Consider the following 21,890-nt stretch of genomic DNA (forward strand, 5'->3'; position numbering starts at 1 on the left):
TTACGCGCAGCCGTTACACGGAACCGTTACGCGCAGCCCGCTACCAGGAACGGGAGGCGGTCAGTTCGGCGGTGAGGCGGGCACGGTGGGCGGCGATCGCCTCGCCGTAGACCGTCAGCAGGCTGGCGGCGGTGCGGTGCCAGGAGAAGTCGCGAGCGTGTCGGGCTGCCGCCACGGACAGCTCGGCCCGGCGGGCCCGGTCCGGCAGCAGACGGCCGAGCGTACGCGCCCAGTCGACGGGATCGTGCCCACGGACCAGTACGCCGCTGACCTGATCGCGTACGGCGGTGACCAGACCGCCGACGGCGGCGGCCACCACCGGCGTACCGCAGGCCTGGGCCTCCAGCGCGACCAGCCCGAAGCTCTCGTTGTACGACGGCACCGCGACCAGATCGGCCGCCTGATAGAGCAGCGGCAGGTCGGCGCCGGTGCGCGGCGGCAGGAAGTGCACCCGGTCGGCGACACCGAGCGTGGCGGCCAGCTCGATCAGCGCGGTGGGTCGGTCCAGTCCGGTGCCGCTGGGACCGCCGCAGATCACCACCGCTACCTCCTCGGCCAGGGCCGGGTCCCGGTCGCGCAGGGCCGCTATCGCACGGATCAGCACGTCCGGGGCCTTCAGTGGCTGGATCCGACCGACGAAGGCGACCAAGTGCCCCCGGACGGGCAGGCCGAGCCGGGTCCGGGCGGCGACGGTGGCGGCCGCCCGGTCGCCAGAGAGCGGACGGAAGCGGTCGAGGTCCACGCCGGGTTCGACGACCGCGACCCGGGTCGGGTCGGCGTCGTACCGGTCGATCAGGTCTCGCGCCTCGACCTGGGTGTTCGCCACCAGCCGGTCGGACTCGGCGACCACCTGTTCCTCGCCGATCACCCGGGCCTTGGGTTCCGGCCGGTCCCCGGCGGCGAGCTGCGCGTTCTTCACCTTGGCCAGGGTGTGCGCGGTGTGCACCAGCGGTACGCCCCAGCGCTCCTTGGCCAGCCAGCCGACCTGGCCGGAGAGCCAGTAGTGGGAGTGGATCAGGTCGTAGTGGCCCGGTGGGCGGGCCGCCTCGGCGCGCAGCACCCCAGCGGTGAAGGCGCAGAGTTGGCCGGGCAGTTCCTCCTTGGTCAGTCCTTCGAGCGGACCGGCCATCACGTGCCGTACCTGCACACCGGGGGCGACCTCCACCACCGGGGGCAGGTCACCGGAGGTGGCGCGGGTGAAGATCTCCACCGCCACGTCCGCCTCGGCGAGCCGCCGGGCGACCTCCAGGATGTAGACGTTCATACCGCCCGCGTCGCCGGTGCCCGGCTGGTGCAGGGGTGAGGTGTGCACCGAGAGGGTCGCGATCCGCCGGGGGCGGGGCCACGGCAGGGCACCTCGCTGACGTCCGACACCGGTGTGCATTTCCGCCACGTCCGCTCCCTTTGCCACGGTTGATGCCGACGCGCACGACCGGCGCTCCTGCGTCAACCTCCACGCCGGATGTCATCTTCCCGATCGGCGGCCGGAAATACGCCGTCCAGGCGTCCCGGCGTGACCGACCTCATCACCAGGGTGCCGCTCCCGGCCGCGGCAGCAGGGGCGAGAATGGCCGGATGAGTCGTGTCGCCAGGTCTGCACGATGGCGACACTGAGGTCCCGGCCGCTCGGTGTGGTGACCCGGGGCACCACCAATCCCAACCGGCTGCGCCGGGTGGACAACTGGATGGTGGAGAACTGCGCGGACGTGCTGCGGGACGCTCCGGACCCGCTGGTGGTCGACCTCGGGTACGGTGCCACACCGGTGACGGCGGTGGAGCTGCGCGCCCGGCTGGCCGCGCGGGTCCGCGCCGACGTGCGGGTGGTCGGGCTGGAGATCGATCCGGTACGCGTCGACGCCGCCCAACCTGCCGCCGACCCACCCGGTCTCACCTTCGCCCGGGGCGGCTTCGAGCTGGCCGGGCTCCGGCCGACCGTGGTCCGCGCGTTCAACGTCCTGCGGCAGTACGACGAGAGCGAGGTGGCCGCCGCCTGGGCAACCGTGCTCGCCGGGCTGGCTCCGGGCGGGCTGCTGGTGGAGGGCACCTGCGACGAGCCGGGTCGACTCGGCAGTTGGATCCTGCTCGACGCCACCGGTCCCCTGACGCTGACCCTGGCCGCCCGGCTGACCACGCTGGAGAACCCGGCCGAGCTGGCCGAACGGCTGCCCAAGGCGTTGATCCACCGGAACGTGCCGGGCGAGCCGATCCACGACCTGATCCGCGCTCTGGACGACGCCTGGCGGGCTGCCGCCGGCTACGCACCGTTCGGCCCGCGCCAACGCTGGCTGCGCGCGGTGTCCACGGTGCGCGCCCAGGGCTGGCCCGTCCTGCGCCGTCCTCGCGAGTGGCGTCAGGGCCAACTCACGATCCCCTGGCCCAGCGTCGCCCCGCGAGGAGGGGTGTAAGGAGGGGTCCCCTACTAACGCCTCGTGTATAGGAAGGGTCCCTTCCTTACATCTCAGCCGGCCCGCCTACGACCGCGCGGCGAGGCGCGGCGCAGCGGTGCGGGCGTCAGATGGTGCAGTTGACGAGGACGGGTTCGGGGTGGAGGGTCACGGCGAACCGGGCCTCGACGGTGTCACGGATCTCGCGGGCCAGCGTGATCAGGGCCTCGGTGCTGGCGGTGCCGGACTGGTTGGTCAGCGCCAGGGTGTGCTTGCTGGAGATGGCGACGCCCTCGGGGCCGGGATGGCCCTTGCCGAAGCCCGCCTTGTCGATCAGCCAGGCCGCGCTGATCTTGACCCGGTCCCCGGCGCCCGGCCAGGCTGGCGGCTCCCCGATGTCGGCGGACCGCTGCCGCAACAGTTCGTAGCCGGCGGTGTCCAGCACCGGGTTGGTGAAGAACGAGCCGACCGAGCGGGTGTCCGGGTCGGTCGGGTCCAGCACCATGCCCTTGCCGGCGCGCAGCCGCAGCACGGTGGCACGCGCCTGGGTCGCCGGCACCCGGTCACCGACCGAGACACCGAGCGTACGGGCCAGTTCCGCGTAGCGCACCGGGCCGGACAGCGGCGAACGGGCCAGCCGGAAGTCGACCGAGAGCACCACCAGCCGTTGGCTGTACTTAAAGACGCTGGCCCGGTACGCGAAGCCACAGTCCACGGTGGGGACCGTCGTCACCTCACCGGTGACGCGGTCGTAGACCTGTACGCCGACGATGGTCTCCGCGACCTCCTGCCCGTACGCCCCGACGTTCTGGATCGGGGTCGCTCCGGTCGAGCCGGGGATGCCGGACAGGCACTCCAACCCGGACCAGCCGTTGGCCACGGTGGCGGCGACGAGGTCGTCCCACGGTTCGCCGGCCTCGACCCGTACGGTGACGTTCACCTCGTTCTCGGCGAGCACGCGCAGACCCCGGGACCGGACGAGGACCACGGTGCCGGGGAAGCCGGCGTCGCCGATCACCACGTTGCTACCGCCCGCGAGCAGCAGAACGTCGTCCTGTGCCTCGCGTACCCGGGTGACGATCTCGTCGGCGGTGGTGGCGGTGACAATCCGGCGAGCCGGGCCACCCAAGCGTAGTGTGGTGTATTGCGCTAGATCGCCGGTGCTGGCGGGTTCAGCGGCGACTGTCGGCTGGGCGTAGGCGTCGAACACGCCTTTCACCCTAGGCTGGTGGGTAGCCGCGGCACCCATTGGTGGCCGGGTCACCCCCGGGAGGATGGCGATGAGCAGATTGCAGGGCAGCAAGGACTTCTGGATCGGCGCGCTTCGGACGGAGGGTCCGGCGTTCGCCGCTGCGGTGGCCGAAGCCCCGCCCGAGACACCCGTGCTCTCCTGCCCCGGCTGGACGGTCGCCGACCTGGCCCTGCATCTCGCCGGCGTCTACCGCTGGGCGCACGCGATCGTGGGCTCGGGCGGGACGACGGCCCCGGAGCGCCGGGCACAGCCGGTCGAGCCGGTGCCGGGTGTGACCGCCGCGGCGCAGTGGCAGCAGGCGTACGACGAGCTGATGGCCCTCTTCGACACCCTCGACCCGGAGGCTCCGGCGTGGAACTGGGCCCCGCAGCCGAAGAAGGCGGGCTTCTGGCCGCGTCGGATGGCCCACGAGACCGCCGTGCACCGATGGGACTCCCAGCTCGCCATCGCCGCCGGTGAACCGATCGAGGCCAAGCTCGCGGCCGACGGGGTGAGCGAGGTGTTGGACACCTGGCTGCCGGCGGGTCGGCGGGCGGCGACCGGGCAGTGGCGCGGGGTGGTGCGGTTGAGCGCGAGCGACGCCGCCCAGGAGTGGTATCTGCGGCTGCGCGGCGAGGGGGTGGCCCTGCTCGACACCGGCACGATCCTCGACCACGACGACCACCACGCCCGGGTGCACGTCAACGCGACCGCGAGCGACCTGCTGCTGGCGCTCTGGGGGCGGGTCAGCTTCGACACCCTGACCGTGGCCGGCGACCGCGCCCTGCTGGACGGGGTCCGCGCCGCCTGAGTCCGCGTCGGCGGCCGGCCACGCCCGACAGTCGACACGGCCGCTTGGCCGGCACGTCGGCCAAGCCGATATGGCTGGCACGACGGCCGGTAGAGCCAGCACAGCCGGCGAAGCCGAACGCGGCCGGCACGACAGCCGGCGTAGCCGACGCAGCACGGACATGCCACGGGCGGCCCTCCCGATCGGGAGGGCCGCCCGTGGCCATTCTGTGACCTCGCCGAGAGAGCGCTCTCTTGACATCGATCGAGGGCAGACCGCAAGCTTCGTGAGAGCGCTCTCTGGACTTCACTCCACCACCACCCCCGACCTGAGAGGGGTCACCAGACCATGGGCACCTTCCCGCGCCACCGCCTCGCTGCGGTCGCCCTGGCCGCCGTCGGCGCGTTGCTCGTCACCAGCGGCTGCGGTGGCGGCGACGACGCCGAGGACGGCACGATAACCCTCACCGTCGACGTCTTCGGACAGTTCGGCTACGAGGAGCTCTACAAGCAGTACATGGACGCCAACCCCGGCGTGAAGATCGTCGAGCGGGGCACCGGCGGCAACCTCGACGAGTACTCGCCGAAGCTGACCCAGTGGCTCGCGGCGGGCAAGGGCGCCGGTGACGTGGTCGCCATCGAAGAGGGTCTGATGGTCGAGTACAAGGCCAACCCGGACAACTTCGTCAACCTGCTCGACCACGGCGCCGCCGACCTCAAGGGCAACTTCCTGGAGTGGAAGTGGAACCAGGGGCTCACCGCCGACGGCCAGAAGCTGATCGGCCTCGGCACCGACGTCGGCGGCATGGCGATGTGCTACCGCACGGACCTGTTCGACAAGGCCGGGCTGCCGACCGACCGCGAAGAGGTCTCCAAGCTCTGGCCGACCTGGCAGGAGTACATCGCCACCGGTGAGAAGTTCAAGGCGGCGAACACCGGCGCCGCGTTCCTGGACGCCGCGACCAACACGTTCAACACGATCGTGCTCCAGACCGCCGGCAACGCGCAGGGCTACCACTACTACGACACCAGCGACAACCTGGTGGTGGACAGCAACCCGGCGGTGAAGCAGGCCTGGGACACCACCATGGCCATCATCAACGCGGGCCTCTCCGGCAAGTACGGCTCCTGGTCCGACGAGTGGGTCTCCGCCTTCAAGCAGTCCAAGTTCGCCACCATCGCCTGCCCCGCGTGGATGACCGGGGTCATCGAGGGCAACGCCGGTCCGGAGGCCAACGGCAAGTGGGACATCGCCCGGGTGCCCGGTGACGGCGGCAACTGGGGCGGCTCGCACCTGGCCGTGCCGCGCCAGAGCAAGAACCAGGACGAGGCGATCAAGCTGGTCAAGTTCCTGACCAGCGCCGAGGGCCACATCGGTGCCTTCAAGGCCAAGGGCCCGCTGCCGTCGTCGCCGCAGGCGCTGGAGGACTCGGCCATCACCGAGGCCACCAACGCGTACTTCTCCGGCGCGCCGGTCGGCCGGATCTTCGGTGAGGGCGCCAAGACCCTCAAGCCGGTCTACATGGGCCCGAAGAACCAGGCCGTACGCACCGAGGTCGAGAACGCGGTCCGCACCGTCGAGCTGGGACAGCGCAACCCCGAGCAGGGGTGGCAGGACGCGATCGCCAACGCCAAGAAGGCCGCCGCCAAGTAGCCGGCCCGACGGTCCCCACCCCGTCGCCGATCCACCGGACCCGACGCGTCCACCCCGACGCGACGGCGACCGGAGGATCGGCGCGGGGCGGGGGCGTGGAAAGGAGTCACGGGTCATGGCGTTGCAGCTCGACGCGCACCCGCCGGCCACCCCGGCACCGCGGAACACCCGCCCGCCACGGTCCGGCCGACTGAGCCGGATCGACGCGAAGTACTCGCCCTACCTCTACATCGCCCCGTTCTTCGTGATCTTCGCGATCTTCGGGGCGTGGCCGCTGGCGTACACCTTCTGGGTCTCGCTGCACGACTGGGACCTCCTCGGCAGCAATCCCACCTTCATCGGCGCGGACAACTACACCCAACTGCTGGTCGACAGCGACTTCTGGCACTCGGTGGTGAACACGCTCGGCATCTTCGTGATCAGCACTGTGCCGCAGTTGCTCCTGGCGCTCTGGCTGGCCAACCTGCTCAACCGGCACCTGCGTTTCCGGACCGGCTGGCGGATGGCGGTGCTGGTCCCCAACGTCACCTCCACGGCCGCCGTGGCGATCGTCTTCGGGGTGCTGTTTGGCCGCGAGTTCGGCATGGTCAACTGGATGCTCGACCTGGTGGGCCTCGACCCGATCGGGTGGAAGTCCGACCGGTTCGCCTCCTGGGTGGCCATCTCCGCCATGGTCGACTGGCGCTGGACCGGCTACAACGCGCTGATCTTCCTGGCCGCCATGCAGGCCATCCCCCGCGACCTGTACGAAGCGGCGGCGATCGACGGCGCGAACCGGGCCCGGCAGTTCTGGGCGGTCACCGTGCCGCTGCTCAAGCCGACGATCATCTTCTGCGTCATCATCTCCACCATCGGCGGGCTCCAGCTCTTCACCGAGCCCCGGCTGTTCCACTCCGGCACCAACGCGATCCGGGGCGGCCCGATGCGCGAGTCGCAGACGCTGACCATGTACATGTTCGAGAACGCCTTCGCGCCCTACTACAACTTCGGCTACGGCTCGGCTGTGGCGTGGCTGCTCTTCGCCCTGATCGCCATCGTCGCGGCGATCAACGTACTGATCATCCGCCGGCTCGGGGCCGGTGCCCGACCGAACGTCGGCGGGCGGAAGGGAGGCCCGCGATGAGCGAGCGCAGCGAGCGAATCCTTCGGTTCAGCGCGTTGGGGCCTCGTCGCGACGCCGAGCGAAGCGAGGTGGCGCGATGAGCCGGCTCTGGCGGGCCAGCCCGCTCACGTACTGCGCGCTGATCGCCGCCACCGTGATGTCGCTCTTCCCGATCTACTGGATGTTCGTGGTGGCCAGCCGCAGCAGCGACGCGATGGGGCAGTTGCCGCCACCGATGACGCCCGGCGGCAACCTGGGCGCCAACATCGCCCGGCTGTTCGACAACACCGACGCCTACTTCCTGACCGGTCTGATCAACTCGGCGATCGTGGCGACCACGGTCACCGTCTCGGTGGTGTTCTTCTGCAGCCTGGCCGGGTTCGCCTTCGCCAAGCTGCGGTTCCGGGGCCGCAACGCGATGCTGATGGTGATCATCGCCACCATGATGGTGCCCACCCAGCTCGGCGTCATCCCGCTCTACATGCTGATGACGAAGCTGAACCTGAACGACCGGCTGCCCGCCGTGATCCTGCCCGCGCTGGTCACCGGTTTCGGCGTGTTCATGATGCGCCAGTACGCCGGCCAGGCGGTCAGCACCGAGCTGATCGAGGCGGCCCGGGTGGACGGATGCGGTACCGCCCGGATCTACTGGAACGTGGTGGTACCGGCACTGCGGCCGGCCGCCGCCGTGCTCGGCCTGCTCACCTTCATGACCACGTGGAACGATTTCCTCTGGCCGTACGCGGTGCTCAACGATCCGGAGAATCCCACCGTGCAGTTGTCGCTACGGGCCCTGTCCGACGGCTACTACCAGGACATGTCCCAGGTGTTCACCGGTACGGCCATCGCCACGCTGCCGTTGCTGCTGGTGTTCGTCCTGTTCGGCCGCCAGATCATCGGCGGGATCATGGAAGGTGCGGTGAAGGCGTGACTGGACTCAGGTTTCCGGACAACTTCCTGTGGGGTGCGGCCACGGCGGCGTACCAGATCGAGGGGGCGGCCCGCGACGACGGGCGCGGCGACTCGATCTGGGACACCTTCAGCCGTACGCCGGGCAAGGTCCACGCCGGGCACACCGGCGACGTCGCCTGCGACCACTACCACCGGTACGCCGACGACGTGGCGATGATGGCGGAGCTGGGCCTCCAGGCGTACCGCTTCTCGGTGTCCTGGCCCCGCATCCAGCCCGACGGCAGCGGGCCGGTCAACCCGCGCGGCCTGGACTTCTACGACCGGCTGACCGATGCGCTGCTCGGTCGGGGCATCGACCCGATCGTCACGCTGTACCACTGGGACCTGCCGCAGACGTTGCAGGACCGGGGCGGCTGGACCGACCGTGACACCGCAGAGCACTTCGCCACCTACGCCAGTGCCGTGCACACCCGGCTCGGCGATCGGATCGACACCTGGACGACGCTCAACGAGCCGTGGTGCTCCGCGTACCTCGGGTACGGCAACGGGGTGCACGCGCCCGGGGTGCAGGACGCGGGGGCGGCCTTCTCCGCCGTACACCATCTGCTGCTCGCGCACGGTCTGGCCGCCCAGGCCCTGCGGACCGGCGGGGCGGCCCGGGTCGGCATCACGCTCAACCCCGCGGACGTGCAGCCCGCCGACGCGGACAGCGCGGCCGACGCCGCCGCCGTACGCCTGGTCGACGGCCTGCACAACCGGATCTTCCTCGATCCGCTGCTGGTCGGCGGGTACCCGGACGACGTCCGCGAGCACGTGGCGCGGCTGGTCGAGCCGACCTTCGTCCGGGACGGCGACGAGAAGATCATCGCGGCGCCGATCGACCTGCTCGGCATCAACTACTACTCCCCCACGTACGTCGCGGGGCGTCCGGACGGCGGCGGGGGCGGTGGCGCGTACCCGGGCACCGAGGGCGCGGTGGAGTTCCTGCCGGCGGTCGGTCCGCTGACCGACATGGGCTGGATGATCGAGCCGGCCGGGCTGACCCGGCTGCTGGAGCGGATCGCCGCCGACTACCCCGGCGTGCCGTTGCTGATCACCGAGAACGGTGCGGCGTTTCCGGACAAGACCGCCGACCCGTCCAGCCCGCTCCAGGACTCGGACCGGATCGCCTACCTCGACGGCCACCTGCGCGCCGCGCACGAGGCCATCGCCCGGGGCGTCGACCTGCGGGGCTATCTCGTATGGTCATTGCTGGACAACTTCGAGTGGGCCGAGGGGTACCGGAAGCGGTTCGGCATCGTGCACGTCGACTACCTCACCCAGCGGCGTACACCGAAGTCGAGTGCCCGGTGGTACCAGGAGGTGATCTCCCGGAACGGGCTGTGACGAGATGGTGGTTTCTCCTATGACGGGGGCGCAGCGGCCCACTCTGGAAGCGGTGGCACGACGGGCCGGGGTGTCCCGGGCCACCGTCTCCCGGGTGGTCAACGGCTCGACCACGGTCGCCGAGCCGATCCAGGAGGCGGTCCGCCAGGCGGTGGCCGAGCTGGGGTACGTGCCGAACCTGGCCGCCCGCACCCTCGTCACCCAACGCACCGACTCGATCGCCCTGGTCATGCCGGAGGAGGCCACCCGGGTCTTCTCCGACGACCAGGTGTTCCCGGGCATCATCCGGGGCGCCGCGCAGGAGTTGGAGGCCGCCGACAAGCAGCTCGTGCTGATGCTGGCCGGTTCACCGGCCGGTCACGAGCGGGTGGAGCGGTACACCACCGGCCGGCATGTCGACGGAGTGCTGTTCGCCTCGCTGCACGGCGCCGACCCGCTCCCCGCCAAGCTGGCCGCGCTCGGCATCCCGGTGGTGTGCAGCGGCCGTCCCCTCGACGGGGCGGACATCCCGTACGTCGACGTCGACCAGGTGGCCGGGGTGACCCGCGCGGTCCGGCACCTGATCGACGGGGGCCGCCGCCGGATCGCCACCATCGCCGGCCCGCAGGACATGGTCGCCGGGATCGAGCGGTTGACCGGCTACCGGGAGACGGTCGCCGCCGCCGGACTGCCGGAGATGGTGGCCGTCGGTGACTTCACCCGCGAATCCGGGGCGGCGGCCATGCGGGAACTGCTCGCCGCCCACCCCGACCTGGACGCCGTCTTCGCCGCCTCGGACCTGATGGCGCACGCCGCCATGCGTACGCTCCGCGAGACCGGACGACGGGTGCCGGACGACGTGGCGGTGATCGGCTTCGACGACATCGAGACCGCCGCCTACACCGATCCGCCGCTGACCACCGTGCGGCAGCCGATAGTCGAGCTGGGCCGGCAGGGCACCCGCCTGTTGCTGCGTCTGGCCGCCGGGGAGGACGTCGAGCCGGCGCTGATCCTCCCCACCGAGCTGATCATCCGCGAGTCCGCCTGAGGCGTTCGTGCCGCGTGCAAGGAAGGGCACCTTACTAACGCCTCGTGCATAGAAGGGGTCCCTTCCTAACACCGAAACCAGGTGGCAACCGGCTCGCCGGACTGGTTAGCCTGCCGCGCATGTCCAGTTCCGTCCGATTGCTGCCCGTGCCCGCCCTCAGCGCCGCCGCCCCGTACGCCTACCTGGCCACCGTGGAACCCTCCACCCGCCTGATCTACACCGCAGGCGCCTGCCCGCTGGACGCCGACGGGAACACCGTCGCCCCCGGTGACTACACGGCCCAGGCCCGGCAGGTCATGGCCAACCTGGAGACCGCGCTACGCGCCGCCGGTGCCACGCTCGCCGACGTGGTCAAGAGCACCGTCTACGTGGCCTCGTCCCAGCAGGCCGACCTGGTCGCGACGTGGGAGGTGGTACGCGACGCCTTCGGCGACCACGACGCCCCGAGCACGCTGCTCGGCGTGGCCGTGCTCGGCTACGACGACCAGCTCGTCGAGGTCGAGGCCGTCGCCGCCGTCCCGGCCAGCTAACCGTCCTGCCGTCCGCCGCGTCCGTGGGCACCATGCGTGAGGCTGCTGGCCGTGATCTCGAAGACGCCGCCGGCCGGGGCGCGATCGGTGCGGGTGCCGCGCATTGCCGCACCTTGGCCTGCCGGGTACGTGAAGGCGTTAGCGCACACGAAGGTGGGTAGATCTGTTGTCGCTGGGACGACAACAAAGCTGCCCACCTCGCGGTTCAATCGATTCGTGCGGATGCCCCGAGATGATGCCGACCCGTTGCAGTGGCTGCTGTTCGAGCAGGCCGCGATCATCACCTGGGCGCAGGCCACGGCCGCGCTGAGCCCGTCCAAAGTGCGCCATCTGCTGACCTCCGGGCGATGGAGCCGGGTATGCCGGGGCATCCTGCGGGCCGAGCCGCCCGATGGGCCGTACTCCCGGACACAGGCATCGTGGGTGGCGGTGCTCGCGGCCGGGGAGGGCGCGATCCTCGCCGGGCTGGCGGCGGCGACGGCCGGCGGGCTGCGCGGCACCTGGCGTCACGACACCATCGACGTGCTGGTGCGACACCATCGCCACCGCGCCGACCTGCTGCGCCGGCTGCCACTCGGCCTGCCTGCGATCCGGGTACGCCGGGCCCGCCACCTCCCCGACACCGACCGCCAGCGGGCGCGCCCCGACCGTACGTCGATGGCCCGATCCCTGGTCGACGCGGCGCAGTGGGTGCGTACCGACGACGAGGCGCAACAGATCCTCGCGGCCGGCTGCCAACAGCGGCGGGTGACCCCGGCGGAGGTCGGGGCGGTCCTGGATCGGATGCCCCAGGCTCGCCGGGGCGCGCTGATCCGGGAGACGCTGCACGACATCGCGGGCGGCGCGGAGGCGCTTTCCGAGATCGACCTGGTCCGGTTGTGTCGCCGCCACGGGCTGCCGCCGCCGCAGGGACAACATCGACGGCGGGACACCGACGGTCGGAATCGCTACCTGGACGCCTACTGGCCTCGGTGGTCGCTGCACGTGGAGATCGACGGCGGGCACCACATGGACGCCCGGCACTGGGCCGCTGACCTGCGGCGACAGAACAAGATCTGGATCGAGGGCGACCGTATCCTCCGTTTCACCGCCTTCGACGTCCGACACCGCCCGGCCGAGGTGGCGGCCCAGATCCGCGCGGCCCTGGAGGCCGCCGGCTGGCAAGGCTGAGATTGTGGGTACGGCTGAAGTCGTCCCCGCCGTTCCGACGCGGCGGGGACAAGGCCGCGGACCCGTTTCTGATGCCCGGCCCGCCGCCTCTTCGCGGTCGCCGTGCGACCGACATCGCGCCCACCTCGCCGGGCCCACCGCCTCTCTTCCGCCACCCACGCCCAACGGCGCGCCACCGGCGGACCGCAGCCCTGCGGACCTCGGAGCGGCGGAGCGGCGGAGCGGCGGAGCGGCGGAGCGGCGGAGCGGCGGAGCGGCGGAGCGGCGGAGCTAAAGGTGTTAGGAAGGGCCCCTTCCTAACACCTCAAGGGCCGGGGGTCGGTGCGGATGGGGACAGGCAGGACGGTCGGGCCGTCATGTCGCAGACCGCTGCACACAGCTCTGTGGGTCCGCCGGCTGACAAGGCCCAACGTCGCGGCACCGCCCGGCCGCAGCCGCGCCAACCGCCCGTCGGCATGGCCCGATGTAGCGGCACCACCGCCCGCAGCCTGCGAACCGCCCGTCGGCAAGGCCCGACGTCGCGGCAGCGCCGCCCGCAGCCCCGCGAACCGCCGGTCAGCGAAGCTAATCGGGGAGGTGGGTAGATCTGTTGTCGCTGGGACGACAACAGATCTACCCACCTCCCGGTGATAAACCCGAGGCGGAACCGGCGGTGGACCGGCTAGCCTCCGCCGGATGCCTGAACCAGCGTTCCTCCTCCGCCAGGCCCGCCCCGACGACGCCCCGGCGGTGGTGGCGCTGCGGAGGCTCGTGTTCCCCTTCCTGCTGCGGGGAGTCGCCTCCACCCGGCAGTTGATCGCCACACCGCCGCCGGGTCTGCACTGGGCCGGCTTCGTCGCCGAGGTCGACGGGCAGATCGTCGGCTGGGTGTGCGCGTCCCGCAACGAGCACACCGCCGAGGCGGTCGGCGAGGTGTCGCTGCTGCACGTACACCCCGACCAGCGGCGACGCGGGATCGGCAGCGCGCTGCTGGCCGAGGCGATCACGCACCTCGCCCCGCTCGACCTGACCCGGCTGCACGGGCGTGCGCTGCCGGAGGCACTACCGTTCGCCCGCCGGCACGGCTTCACCCCGAGTCGGCAGGAGCACTTCTCGGCCCTGGACCTGCACACGCTGCCACCCTTGCCGACACCTCCCGACGGCGTGCGGCTGGTCCCGCTGGCGGACGTCGACCCGCGCCACGTGCACCGGGTGGACGTGCTGGCCAGTGCCGACGAGCCGGGCGACGTCGTGTCCGGCGCGATCGACTACGCCGACTGGCTCGCCACCACCTGGGACAACGTCGGCCTGGACCGGGAGGCCAGCACCGGGGTCGAGGTCGACGGCGAGCTGGTCGCGATCAGCCTGGTGAAGCGGGACGGTACGCGGATGTGGTCCGATTACACCGGCACGGTGCCGCAGCACCGGGGACGTGGGCTGGCCCGGCTGGTCAAGCTGGCCGCGTTGCACCGCGCGGCGCAAGGCGGGGTCACCACCGCGTACACCGGGAACGACGCGGCGAACGCGCCGATGCTGGCGGTCAACACCCGGCTCGGCTACCGGCAGGTCGCCACTCAGTGGTCCTGCGTCCGAGAGCTGTGAACGGCGGCCCAGTCCGTAAAGCGGGCCGCCAGGCCGACGTGGCGCTCACCCGAGTCCGGTGCGCCGATCTGGCCGGCAGCCTCCTCGCGCAGCGCCGTCAGGTAGGCCACCAACTCGACCCGGCGCGTCCGGTACTCCGCCAGCAGCCGCAACTTGGCCGGAGAACACGGCCACGCCGCACCGCACGCCCGGCAGCGCCAAGTGGGGCGCGCGGGCTCGTGCGCGGCGAGGTCACCGTTGCACCGGTCCCGGGCCCGCCGCCGGAGCGCGGCGGGGAGCGACGCACGGGCGGCGTAGCTGCCACGCGTTCCATCCCCGCAGCCTGCACGAACAGCGTCCGCCGGGCGGTCGCATTGCCCGCCGCGTTGAGCTGATAGACCTCGATCCAGACCCATCCGTCGTACGTCGTCAGATCGAGCTTCCGAATCACCCGCACCACGATCGGCTTGCCGAACTGTGGGGACGCTGCCCTGCTCAGGAGGTACACGCCGGGGGTGACCGTCGGACTCGCGCCCGCCCGGCGCCCGCTCACCAGCCACGCGCCGGAAGGACGTCGGCGAGATCCGGGCGGACCTGCGCATAGCGGCGACGGACGCGAAGTGTCCGGTCCTCCTGCACCTCATGGCCGTACACCTCGATCCACACGTTGCCGTCGCGCTCGATCCGGTCCCCCACCTCGGCCACGTACAACCTCAGCTCCCCCACGCCGGGCCGGTAGGCACCCTCGGGCACGCGGGCCACGTCGCCCACGGCAAGGCCGGTACGCGGAACGGGCTCACCCCACCGCGAGGCGGGTACGGCGTTCACGGGCTTGGACACGGTGCCTCCTCCATCGATGTTGGAGGGGGCCGCCCTGAGTGCTCGCCCACGGGCGACCCCCGACGGCACGACCAGCGGGCCACCCCTCGGCCTCCACTCGCCACACCGCCTGGTGACACTCTGGTATGGAGACCGTTACGCTCGGAAGGCACTTCGAGCGTCCGGGCCGTGCTGGCTGAACACGCGCCGGTCCTGAGGCGACATGGGTAGTCGATCTTCGAGGTGGGGGGCCTTGCATGTCTGACATTCCGAACCCCGTGGCGACCTTCATCGTTGGCGAGATCCGCCGCGCACGAGGCACCGGCATGACGCAGGAGGCATTCGGCCGTGCCGCTGGTTTCAGCGCGTCCCACGTCAGCGCAGTAGAAAGCGGCACCAGAGCACTGACCTTGGACTTCATCCGGGGAACCGACCGTGCGCTCAAGAGCGGTGGCCTGTTCGAGCGCATAGCGACGGAACTCGGCGCGCCGTCCTGGTTTCTGCCGTGGCTCGATGCAGAGCGCGGAGCAACGCAACTGCACTACTTCGAGCCGAACTTGGTTCCTGGCCTGTTGCAAACGGAGGCATACGCTCGCGTTGTTCTGCGACTTGACCCCCGGCTGACGGACCAAGAGGTAGACCGTCGGGTCGCAGCTCGACTTGACCGTCAATCCATCCTCGGGCGTGAGTCCCCGCCTCGCCTCGTCGCCGTCGTTGACGAAGGGGCAATCCGGCGCGCTGGCGACGGGGCCGAGAAACTGATGGCCGAACAACTGCTTCACCTTGTAACTTGCGCAGAGCGTCCCAACATCAGCATTCACATCGTCCCGACAGACGTTGGGCTTCACGCCGGGTTGTCCGGCCCGTTGTCCCTGGCACACATGCCGGACGGGAACTGGATTGGGCACCTCGAAAGTCAGCTCGGCGGCGATGTCCTGGACCGGCCAGACGACCTCGATACGCTCTTCGAGCGGTGGGAGAGCGTCCGGACCGAGGCACTTCCCCGGCGGCAGTCCCTGGACCTGATGAAGGAAGTGGCGAACCAATGGACCTGAGCAGCGCGCGGTGGCGAAAGGCCACACGAAGCGGCACCAGCGGCGGCAACTGCGTCGAGGTCGCCGACAACCTTCCCGGCGTCGTCGGTGTCCGGGACTCCAAGGACCCCACCGGCCCCGCCCTGACCTTCGGCCCAGCGGCTTGGCGAACGTTCATCAACCAGCTCGCCGAGCGAGCCTGACCCAGACCTACGACGAAGCGCCCGCCCAATCGTGGCGGGCGCTTCTCGTCGTCGGCCGGACGAGCAGTCGGCTCAAATCGGTGGAAGCGTCAGGACAGGACGCCTACGCTGGCCGGACTCAGGTTCGTACGTGGTGAGTGAGGTGCATTGATGACGGTCCGAGCAGCGGCGACCGGCTCCGGTCGACCGCCCTTCCCAGGCGCCCTGACCTCATCGAACCCGAGGAGCATCTCCCGTGGATCTGCCACGCATCTTCACCATTCGCGAGAGTAACCACCGCATACACAACCCGTTCACCCCCGGCAAGCTCGCCGACCTGGGCGAGGCGCTGCGTCTGGCCCCCGACACCCGTGTGCTCGACCTTGCCAGCGGCTCGGGCGAGATGCTCTGCACCTGGGCCCGGGACCATCAGGTCACCGGGACCGGGGTGGACATCAGCACGGTCTTCACCGAGCAGGCCCGTGCCCGCGCCGCTGAACTCGGCGTCGCCGACCGGGTCACCTTCGTGCACGACGACGCCTCCGGGTACGTCGCGGACGAGCCGGTCGATCTCGTCGCCTGCATTGGCGCCACCTGGATCGGTGGTGGCCTTCCCGGGACTGTCGAGCTCCTGAGCAGCAGCCTCCGCCCCGGCGGTCTGATGCTCGTCGGCGAGCCGTACTGGCGTCGGGAGGTGCCGGACCAGCAGACCGCCAGAGCATGCCTCGCGCAGGACGCGGAGGACTTCCTGCTGCTGCCGGAGCTGGTCGAGCAGTTCGGCGACCTCGGGTATGACGTCGTGGAGATGGTGCTGGCCGATCAGGACAGTTGGGACCGGTACCAGGCGGCACAGTGGCTGAACCTGCGACGCTGGCTCGACGACAACCCCGATGACGAACTGGCCGCCACGGTACGGGCGGAGCTCACCACCGAGCCTGTTCGCTACACGCGGTACCAGCGCGAGTACCTCGGCTGGGGAGTCTTCGCACTGATGGCCCGCTGAGGCGGGTCCACACACGGTCGAGAAGGGGCGGGGCGGCATGACCGCCCCGCCCCTACCAACAGCAGGCAGGCGTCAGCCGGTCGCGTGGACGCGCTCGGCGACGGCCAACGTGTCCGCACCGAACAGCACCAGCCGGGCCTCGGTGACGTGCGTCGGGGTGGCCGCGCGCAGCACCGACAGCGCCTGGCGGACCGCGTCGTCGACCGGCCAGCCGTACACCCCGGCGGAGATCAGCGGGAAGGCCACGACCGTCGCGCCCAGGTCGTCGGCGACGGCCAGGCTGTTGGTGTAGCAGGCGCGCAGCAGCGGCGAGCGGTCCTCAGTGTCCGTCCACACCGGGCCGACGGTGTGCACCACCCAGCGGGCCGGCAGGTCACCGGCGGTGGTCGCGACGGCCTGTCCGGTCGGCAGGCCCCGGCCGTACCGGGAGGCGCGCAGCGCGCGGCACTCGGCGAGGATCGCCGGGCCGCCCCGGCGGTGGATGGCGCCGTCGACTCCCCCGCCGCCGAGCAGCGACGAGTTGGCGGCGTTGACGATCGCGTCCACCCGCTCGGCGGTGATGTCCCCCTCGACCAGCGTGACGTCCATGCTCACGCCTCGGTGATGGGTTGGCCGAGCGTGCGACGGGCCAGCAGGGCGGCACCGGCCACCGCCGCCGGCATCAGCAGGACGGCACCGAGCGGGATCAGGAAGCAGACGAAGACGGCCACGCCGAAGCCGAGCGCGGTGGGGCGGTCCGCCTTCAACACGGCCCGACGGTCCCGCAGGCCCTTGCCCCGACGGTAGAAGGGCGCGCCGACCAGTTCCACGGCGAGCAGCCAGCCGCCCACCATCGCGCCGATGACGGGTACCACGGTCTGGCCGAGCAGCGGGATGAAACCGGCGGCGAACAGCGGAATGCCGACCAGGACGGCCAGCGCCACCAGGCGGAGCGAGTCGGCGATGCTGCGCCGCAGCGACGGCCAGAACGGCACCTCGACCGCGTCGGGGGTGCCGCCGTACCGCTGCTCCACCCGCTCGGAGATCTTCTCGTAGAACGGGTCGCCGATGACCAGCGTGACCGCCGTGAAGGTGAGCACGGTGAGCAGGCCGCCGAGGCCGAGGATCGCCAGGCCGGCGATCACCCGGACCGCGTTGCGCGCGGTCGTCGCCCAGTCGTCGGCGAACGGGGTGACGAACCGGGCCAGGTCGCCGACGAAGTACACCAGGGTGGCGTACACGGCGAGGAAGATCGTCCCGGAGATCAGCGCGGGCACGATGCCGAGCAGCATCAGGCCGGGGCTGCGGACGTACAGGGCGATGCCGCGCAGCAGCAGCGCGGCGCCGCCGACGAACCGGCGGGCGCTGCCCACGGCGGCGCCGGGGATCGCGGATGCGTTCACGTCGCAGAGCCTAGTCACCGCCGCCACATCAACCGGTTGACGGATCGCCGGGATCAACCGGGGCCGCCGCCGGGCGTCGCCCGTTGGTCGATTCGCTGCCGGGCCGCCGCCGCGACGCTTGAGGGGTACGGGAACGCGGCGGCGGGAGGCGGCATGTCGGTCATCGAGGTGACCAGTCTGCACAAGCGGTACGGCGAGACGGTGGCGGTGGCGGACGTGTCCTTCACCGTGGCGGACGGGGAGATCTTCGGCGTGCTCGGCCCGAACGGCGCCGGCAAGAGCACCACGGTGGAGTGCGTCGCCGGGCTGCGCGTCCCTGACGGGGGCGGGGTGTCGGTCCTCGGGCTCGACCCCCGCCGGGACGGTGCCCGGCTGCGCCAGCAGGTCGGGGTGCAGCTCCAGGAGAGCCAGTTGCCCGACAAGCTGCGGGTCGCGGAGGCGCTGGAACTCTACGCGTCGTTCTACCGCAGGCCGGCCGATCCGGAGCAACTGATCGAGGAGCTGGGCCTCGGCGCGAAGCGGAATGCGCCGTACGGCAAGCTCTCAGGCGGCCAGAAGCAGCGACTGTCGATCGCGCTGGCCCTGGTCGGCAACCCGAGGATCGCGATTCTGGACGAGCTGACCACGGGGCTGGACCCGCAGGCTCGACGCGACACCTGGGGACTGATCGAACGGGTTCGGGACCGAGGCGTGACGATCGTGCTGGTCACCCACTTCATGGAGGAGGCCGAGCGGCTCTGTGACCGGATCGCCGTGATCGATCACGGGCGGGTGGCGGCCCTGGACAGCCCGGCCGGTCTGGTCGCGGCGGTGGCACCGGAGCAGCGGATCCGGTTCCGGCCGTCCGCTCCGCTGGACGATCGACTGCTCACCGATCTGCCGCAGGTGACCACCGTGACCCGCAGCGGCAGCCAGGTGGTGGTGGCCGGCACCGGCGAGCTGCTGCACGCGGTCACCTCGGTGCTCGCCCGCCACCGGATCACCGCCGCTGACCTGCGGGTGGAGCAGGCGAGCCTCGACGACGCGTTCGTCGAGCTGACCGGGCACCGGCTCACCGACTGAAGGGAACGACGATGCACGCCTTCGGCCAGATCCTCCGGACCGAGACCAAGCTCTATCTGCGGGACCTCCCGACGCTGCTGCTCACCATCCTGCTGCCCGCCGGGATCCTGATGGTGCTCGGGCTGGTCCCGTCGTTCCGCGAACCGGACCCGAACTTCGGTGGGCAGTCCTTCCTCACGTACTTCACACCGTCGCTGCTGGTCGCCTCGGTGGCGATGGTCGGGGTGAACGTACTCCCGTCGGTGCTGGCCACCTACCGCGAACGCGGCATCCTGCGACGGCTGGCGACCACTCCGGCGAGCCCGGCGGCGCTGCTGGTCGCCCAGCTCGTCCTCGCTCTCGCCGGGATCCTGACCAGCGCGGTGTTGCTCGCCCTGGTCGCCCGGTTCGCGTTCGGCTCGCCGTTGCCGCAGCACCCCTGGGGGTTCGCCGCCGCCCTGGTCCTGGGTACGGCGGCGTTGCTGGCGCTGGGTCTGGTGATCGCGGCGGTGGCCGGCACCGGCCGGTCGGCGCAGGCGATGTCGGTACCGCTGTTCATGGTGGTGATGTTCTTCGGCGGGGTCTACCTGCCCCGGTTCCTGCTGCCCGACGTGCTGGCCGACCTCGGCGCGTACCTCCCGCCCGGGGTGCAGGCGCTGCTGGACGCCTGGACCGGCACCGCACCGGAGCCGCTGCACCTGGGGATAATGGCGGCGATCGCCCTGACGGCCGGCACCGTCGCGGCGAGACTGTTCCGCTGGCAGTGAACGGGGGCCAGGTGACCAGCAGCGTCGAGACCGGCGACCGGCCGCAGATCTGGCAGGAGCGGCTCTACCGGGTGCTGCCCTTCGGTGGGCTGGCCGTGGGCACCCTGTTGGCCACCCTCGCGCCGACCCCGCGCAGTCTCCCGCTCACGGTCGTCCTGCCCGTCGTCGGAGCCGCCGCCTGCTGGGTCGCCTGGTTCGTCACCCTGCATCCGGACTGGCACGACCGGCGGGGTCCGATGGCGTTCTTCTACGTGGGGCTGCTGGGGTTCGCCACCACGCTGGTGATCGCCAGCCCGTGGTACGGCTTCTTCGCCTGGGTCGGCTTCGTCTACGCGTTCTTCCTGCCGGGCCGGTGGCCGATGGCCGGGGTGACCGTCACCGCCGCGTTGCTCGGCACCTCGCAGAGCGGCGGGCTGCCGTCGATCTCCTCACACTGGCTGGTCTGGCTGGTGATGGTGCTGTTCAACCTGGTGGTCGCCGGGGGCGTGAGCTGGTTCGCCTTCGTGGCCGAACGGGAGGGCGAGAAGCGCAAGCGGCTGGTGGCGGAGCTGACCGATGCCAACGCACGGCTCGCCGAGACCGTGCGGGAGAACGAGGGGCTGCACGCGCAGCTCATCACGCAGGCCCGGGAGGCCGGTGTGCTCGACGAACGCCAGCGGATGGCCCGGGAGATCCACGACACCCTGGCCCAGGGGCTGACCGGCATCATCACCCAGTTGGAGGCGGCCGAGCAGTCCCGAAACCGCTCGGCCGACTGGCAGCGGCACGTGGACAACGCGCTGGACCTGGCGCGGGAGAGTCTCACCGAGGCCCGCCGCTCGGTCCGGGCGGTGCGCCCGGAGCCGCTGGAGACCGCCCGGTTGCCCGACGCGCTCGCCGAGCTGGGCGGGCGCTGGTCGGCCCGGCACGGGGTGGCGGCCAGCGTCAGCACCACCGGTACGCCTCGTCCGCTGCACCCGGAGATCGAGGTGACACTGCTGCGGGCCGCCCAGGAGGCGTTGGCCAACGTGGCACGGCACGCCGCTGCGTCCCGGGTCGGGCTCACCCTGTCGTACATGTCGGACGTGGTGACGCTGGACGTCCGCGACGACGGGTCGGGGTTCGACGTCGGCGGTGGCGTCGAACCGGACCGGGACGGCGGTTACGGCCTGACCGCGATGCGGCAGCGGGTGACCCGGGTCGGCGGTCGGCTGGCCGTCGAGTCCGAGCCGGGTACCGGCACCGCCGTCTCCGCGTCCGTGCCGGCGCTGCCCGGAGCCGCCGCATGACCGGCCCGGTACGCCTGCTCATCGTCGACGACCATCCGGTGGTCCGAGACGGTCTGCGGGGCATGTTCACCGGCGACCCCGGGTTCGAGGTGCTCGGCGAGGCGGCGGACGGTGCCGAGGCGCTGGCGCTGGCCGAGGCGCTGCGGCCGGACGTGGTGTTGATGGACCTGCGGATGCCGGGCATGGACGGGGTGACCGCGATCGGGCGGCTGGCCGCCTCCGGCAGCCCGGCGAAGGTGCTGGTGCTGACCACCTACGACACCGACGCCGACGTGCTGCCGGCGATCGAGGCGGGCGCCACCGGCTACCTGCTCAAGGATGCGCCCCGCGAGGAACTGGTCCGGGCGGTACGCGCCGCCGCCCGGGGTGAGTCGGTGCTCTCCCCCAGCGTCGCCGGGCGGTTGATGGGGCGGCTGCGGACCCCGCGTACGCCGGCCGAGGAGCCGCTGAGTCAGCGGGAACTCGAAGTGCTCACGCTCGTCGCCCGAGGCTCGTCGAACCGCGAGGCGGCGGCCCGGCTGTTCATCAGCGAGGCCACCGTCAAGACACACCTGCTGCACGTGTACGCCAAGCTCGGCGTCAACGACCGGGCGGCGGCGGTGGCCGTCGCGTACGACCGGGGCCTGCTCACCCCCGGCGGGCGGTGACC

The 21,890-nt window shown here is 71.4% G+C and carries 22 protein-coding genes; 17 read left to right on the forward strand and 5 right to left on the reverse strand.

What is annotated here, in order from left to right; translation table 11 throughout:
• Positions 1 to 40: 40 nt before the first annotated feature.
• On the reverse strand, positions 41 to 1,393 hold the full coding sequence (mshA, locus tag ABT008_RS02920) for a D-inositol-3-phosphate glycosyltransferase (protein WP_350693062.1): 1,353 nt from the start codon (positions 1,391 to 1,393) through the stop codon (positions 41 to 43).
• Positions 1,394 to 1,601: 208 nt separating this feature from the next.
• On the opposite strand from mshA, the gene ABT008_RS02925 reads away from it, so the two are divergent.
• On the forward strand, positions 1,602 to 2,405 hold the full coding sequence (locus ABT008_RS02925; protein ID WP_350693064.1) for a class I SAM-dependent methyltransferase: 804 nt from the start codon (positions 1,602 to 1,604) through the stop codon (positions 2,403 to 2,405).
• 106 nt (positions 2,406 to 2,511) lie between these two features.
• On the opposite strand, the gene ABT008_RS02930 is transcribed toward ABT008_RS02925, so the two are convergent.
• Positions 2,512 to 3,594, reverse strand: a complete 1,083-nt coding sequence (locus ABT008_RS02930; protein WP_350693065.1) for a UDP-N-acetylmuramate dehydrogenase — start codon at positions 3,592 to 3,594, stop codon at positions 2,512 to 2,514.
• A 70-nt stretch (positions 3,595 to 3,664) separates the two neighbouring features.
• Between ABT008_RS02930 and ABT008_RS02935 the strand changes: the two genes are divergently transcribed.
• From ABT008_RS02935 to ABT008_RS02975, 9 genes are all read left to right on the forward strand, one after another.
• The gene (locus ABT008_RS02935; RefSeq protein WP_350693066.1) at positions 3,665 to 4,426 is read left to right on the forward strand and encodes a maleylpyruvate isomerase family mycothiol-dependent enzyme; all 762 of its coding nucleotides are present in this window, start codon (positions 3,665 to 3,667) and stop codon (positions 4,424 to 4,426) included.
• Positions 4,427 to 4,753: 327 nt separating this feature from the next.
• On the forward strand, positions 4,754 to 6,058 hold the full coding sequence (locus ABT008_RS02940; RefSeq protein WP_350693067.1) for an ABC transporter substrate-binding protein: 1,305 nt from the start codon (positions 4,754 to 4,756) through the stop codon (positions 6,056 to 6,058).
• A 115-nt stretch (positions 6,059 to 6,173) separates the two neighbouring features.
• On the forward strand, positions 6,174 to 7,181 hold the full coding sequence (locus tag ABT008_RS02945; RefSeq protein ID WP_350693068.1) for a carbohydrate ABC transporter permease: 1,008 nt from the start codon (positions 6,174 to 6,176) through the stop codon (positions 7,179 to 7,181).
• A 76-nt stretch (positions 7,182 to 7,257) separates the two neighbouring features.
• Positions 7,258 to 8,091 carry a carbohydrate ABC transporter permease gene (locus ABT008_RS02950; protein ID WP_350693069.1) on the forward strand — a complete coding sequence of 278 codons (834 nt, stop codon included), beginning with the start codon at positions 7,258 to 7,260 and terminating at the stop codon, positions 8,089 to 8,091.
• On the forward strand, positions 8,088 to 9,458 hold the full coding sequence (locus ABT008_RS02955) for a GH1 family beta-glucosidase (protein ID WP_350693071.1): 1,371 nt from the start codon (positions 8,088 to 8,090) through the stop codon (positions 9,456 to 9,458). The genes ABT008_RS02950 and ABT008_RS02955 overlap by 4 nt, the downstream gene beginning before the upstream one ends.
• Positions 9,459 to 9,477: 19 nt before the next feature.
• Positions 9,478 to 10,485 (forward strand): LacI family DNA-binding transcriptional regulator, encoded by a 1,008-nt coding sequence (locus ABT008_RS02960; protein WP_350693073.1) that lies wholly within the window; start codon positions 9,478 to 9,480, stop codon positions 10,483 to 10,485.
• A 119-nt stretch (positions 10,486 to 10,604) separates the two neighbouring features.
• Positions 10,605 to 11,015, forward strand: coding sequence for a RidA family protein (locus ABT008_RS02965; protein ID WP_350693074.1), 411 nt, complete (start codon positions 10,605 to 10,607; stop codon positions 11,013 to 11,015).
• A gap of 222 nt (positions 11,016 to 11,237) precedes the next feature.
• Complete coding sequence (locus ABT008_RS02970) at positions 11,238 to 12,185, forward strand: endonuclease domain-containing protein (protein WP_350693192.1); 948 nt, start codon at positions 11,238 to 11,240, stop codon at positions 12,183 to 12,185.
• Positions 12,186 to 12,860: 675 nt separating this feature from the next.
• Complete coding sequence (locus tag ABT008_RS02975; RefSeq protein ID WP_350693076.1) at positions 12,861 to 13,766, forward strand: GNAT family N-acetyltransferase; 906 nt, start codon at positions 12,861 to 12,863, stop codon at positions 13,764 to 13,766.
• Between the two features lie 528 nt (positions 13,767 to 14,294).
• Here ABT008_RS02975 and ABT008_RS02980 read toward each other — a convergent pair.
• Positions 14,295 to 14,585, reverse strand: a complete 291-nt coding sequence (locus tag ABT008_RS02980) for a hypothetical protein (protein WP_350693078.1) — start codon at positions 14,583 to 14,585, stop codon at positions 14,295 to 14,297.
• 236 nt (positions 14,586 to 14,821) lie between these two features.
• Here ABT008_RS02980 and ABT008_RS02985 point away from each other — a divergent pair, with 236 nt between their 5' ends.
• The 3 genes from ABT008_RS02985 (at position 14,822) to ABT008_RS02995 (ending at position 16,783) form a co-directional block, all read left to right on the forward strand.
• Positions 14,822 to 15,619: a helix-turn-helix domain-containing protein gene (locus ABT008_RS02985; RefSeq protein ID WP_350693079.1), complete on the forward strand. Its 798-nt coding sequence runs from the start codon at positions 14,822 to 14,824 to the stop codon at positions 15,617 to 15,619.
• Positions 15,610 to 15,801: a DUF397 domain-containing protein gene (locus ABT008_RS02990; RefSeq protein ID WP_350693081.1), complete on the forward strand. Its 192-nt coding sequence runs from the start codon at positions 15,610 to 15,612 to the stop codon at positions 15,799 to 15,801. The genes ABT008_RS02985 and ABT008_RS02990 overlap by 10 nt, the downstream gene beginning before the upstream one ends.
• Before the next feature lie 235 nt (positions 15,802 to 16,036).
• On the forward strand, positions 16,037 to 16,783 hold the full coding sequence (locus tag ABT008_RS02995) for an SAM-dependent methyltransferase (protein ID WP_350693083.1): 747 nt from the start codon (positions 16,037 to 16,039) through the stop codon (positions 16,781 to 16,783).
• Between the two features lie 72 nt (positions 16,784 to 16,855).
• Here ABT008_RS02995 and ABT008_RS03000 read toward each other — a convergent pair whose 3' ends face one another.
• Together ABT008_RS03000 and ABT008_RS03005 are read right to left on the reverse strand one after the other, a co-directional pair.
• The gene (locus ABT008_RS03000) at positions 16,856 to 17,371 is read right to left on the reverse strand and encodes an O-acetyl-ADP-ribose deacetylase (protein ID WP_350693194.1); all 516 of its coding nucleotides are present in this window, start codon (positions 17,369 to 17,371) and stop codon (positions 16,856 to 16,858) included.
• 2 nt (positions 17,372 to 17,373) lie between these two features.
• Positions 17,374 to 18,165: an EI24 domain-containing protein gene (locus tag ABT008_RS03005; protein WP_350693085.1), complete on the reverse strand. Its 792-nt coding sequence runs from the start codon at positions 18,163 to 18,165 to the stop codon at positions 17,374 to 17,376.
• Positions 18,166 to 18,318: 153 nt separating this feature from the next.
• On the opposite strand from ABT008_RS03005, the gene ABT008_RS03010 reads away from it, so the two are divergent.
• Genes ABT008_RS03010 through ABT008_RS03025 form a run of 4 tightly spaced genes read left to right on the forward strand, consistent with a single transcriptional unit; the run spans position 18,319 to position 21,888 of the window.
• On the forward strand, positions 18,319 to 19,227 hold the full coding sequence (locus ABT008_RS03010) for an ABC transporter ATP-binding protein (RefSeq protein ID WP_350693087.1): 909 nt from the start codon (positions 18,319 to 18,321) through the stop codon (positions 19,225 to 19,227).
• An 11-nt stretch (positions 19,228 to 19,238) separates the two neighbouring features.
• On the forward strand, positions 19,239 to 19,973 hold the full coding sequence (locus tag ABT008_RS03015) for an ABC transporter permease (protein ID WP_350693089.1): 735 nt from the start codon (positions 19,239 to 19,241) through the stop codon (positions 19,971 to 19,973).
• Positions 19,974 to 19,984: 11 nt separating this feature from the next.
• A complete protein-coding gene (locus ABT008_RS03020; RefSeq protein ID WP_350693090.1) occupies positions 19,985 to 21,241 on the forward strand; it encodes a sensor histidine kinase in 1,257 nt (418 codons plus the stop codon).
• Positions 21,238 to 21,888 (forward strand): response regulator, encoded by a 651-nt coding sequence (locus tag ABT008_RS03025; RefSeq protein ID WP_350693092.1) that lies wholly within the window; start codon positions 21,238 to 21,240, stop codon positions 21,886 to 21,888. Before ABT008_RS03020 ends, ABT008_RS03025 begins: the two co-directional genes overlap by 4 nt.
• The last annotated feature ends 2 nt before the right edge of the window (positions 21,889 to 21,890 follow it).

This window comes from Micromonospora sp. NPDC002389 (genome assembly GCF_040296095.1).
Classification (GTDB): Bacteria; Actinomycetota; Actinomycetes; order Mycobacteriales; family Micromonosporaceae; genus Micromonospora.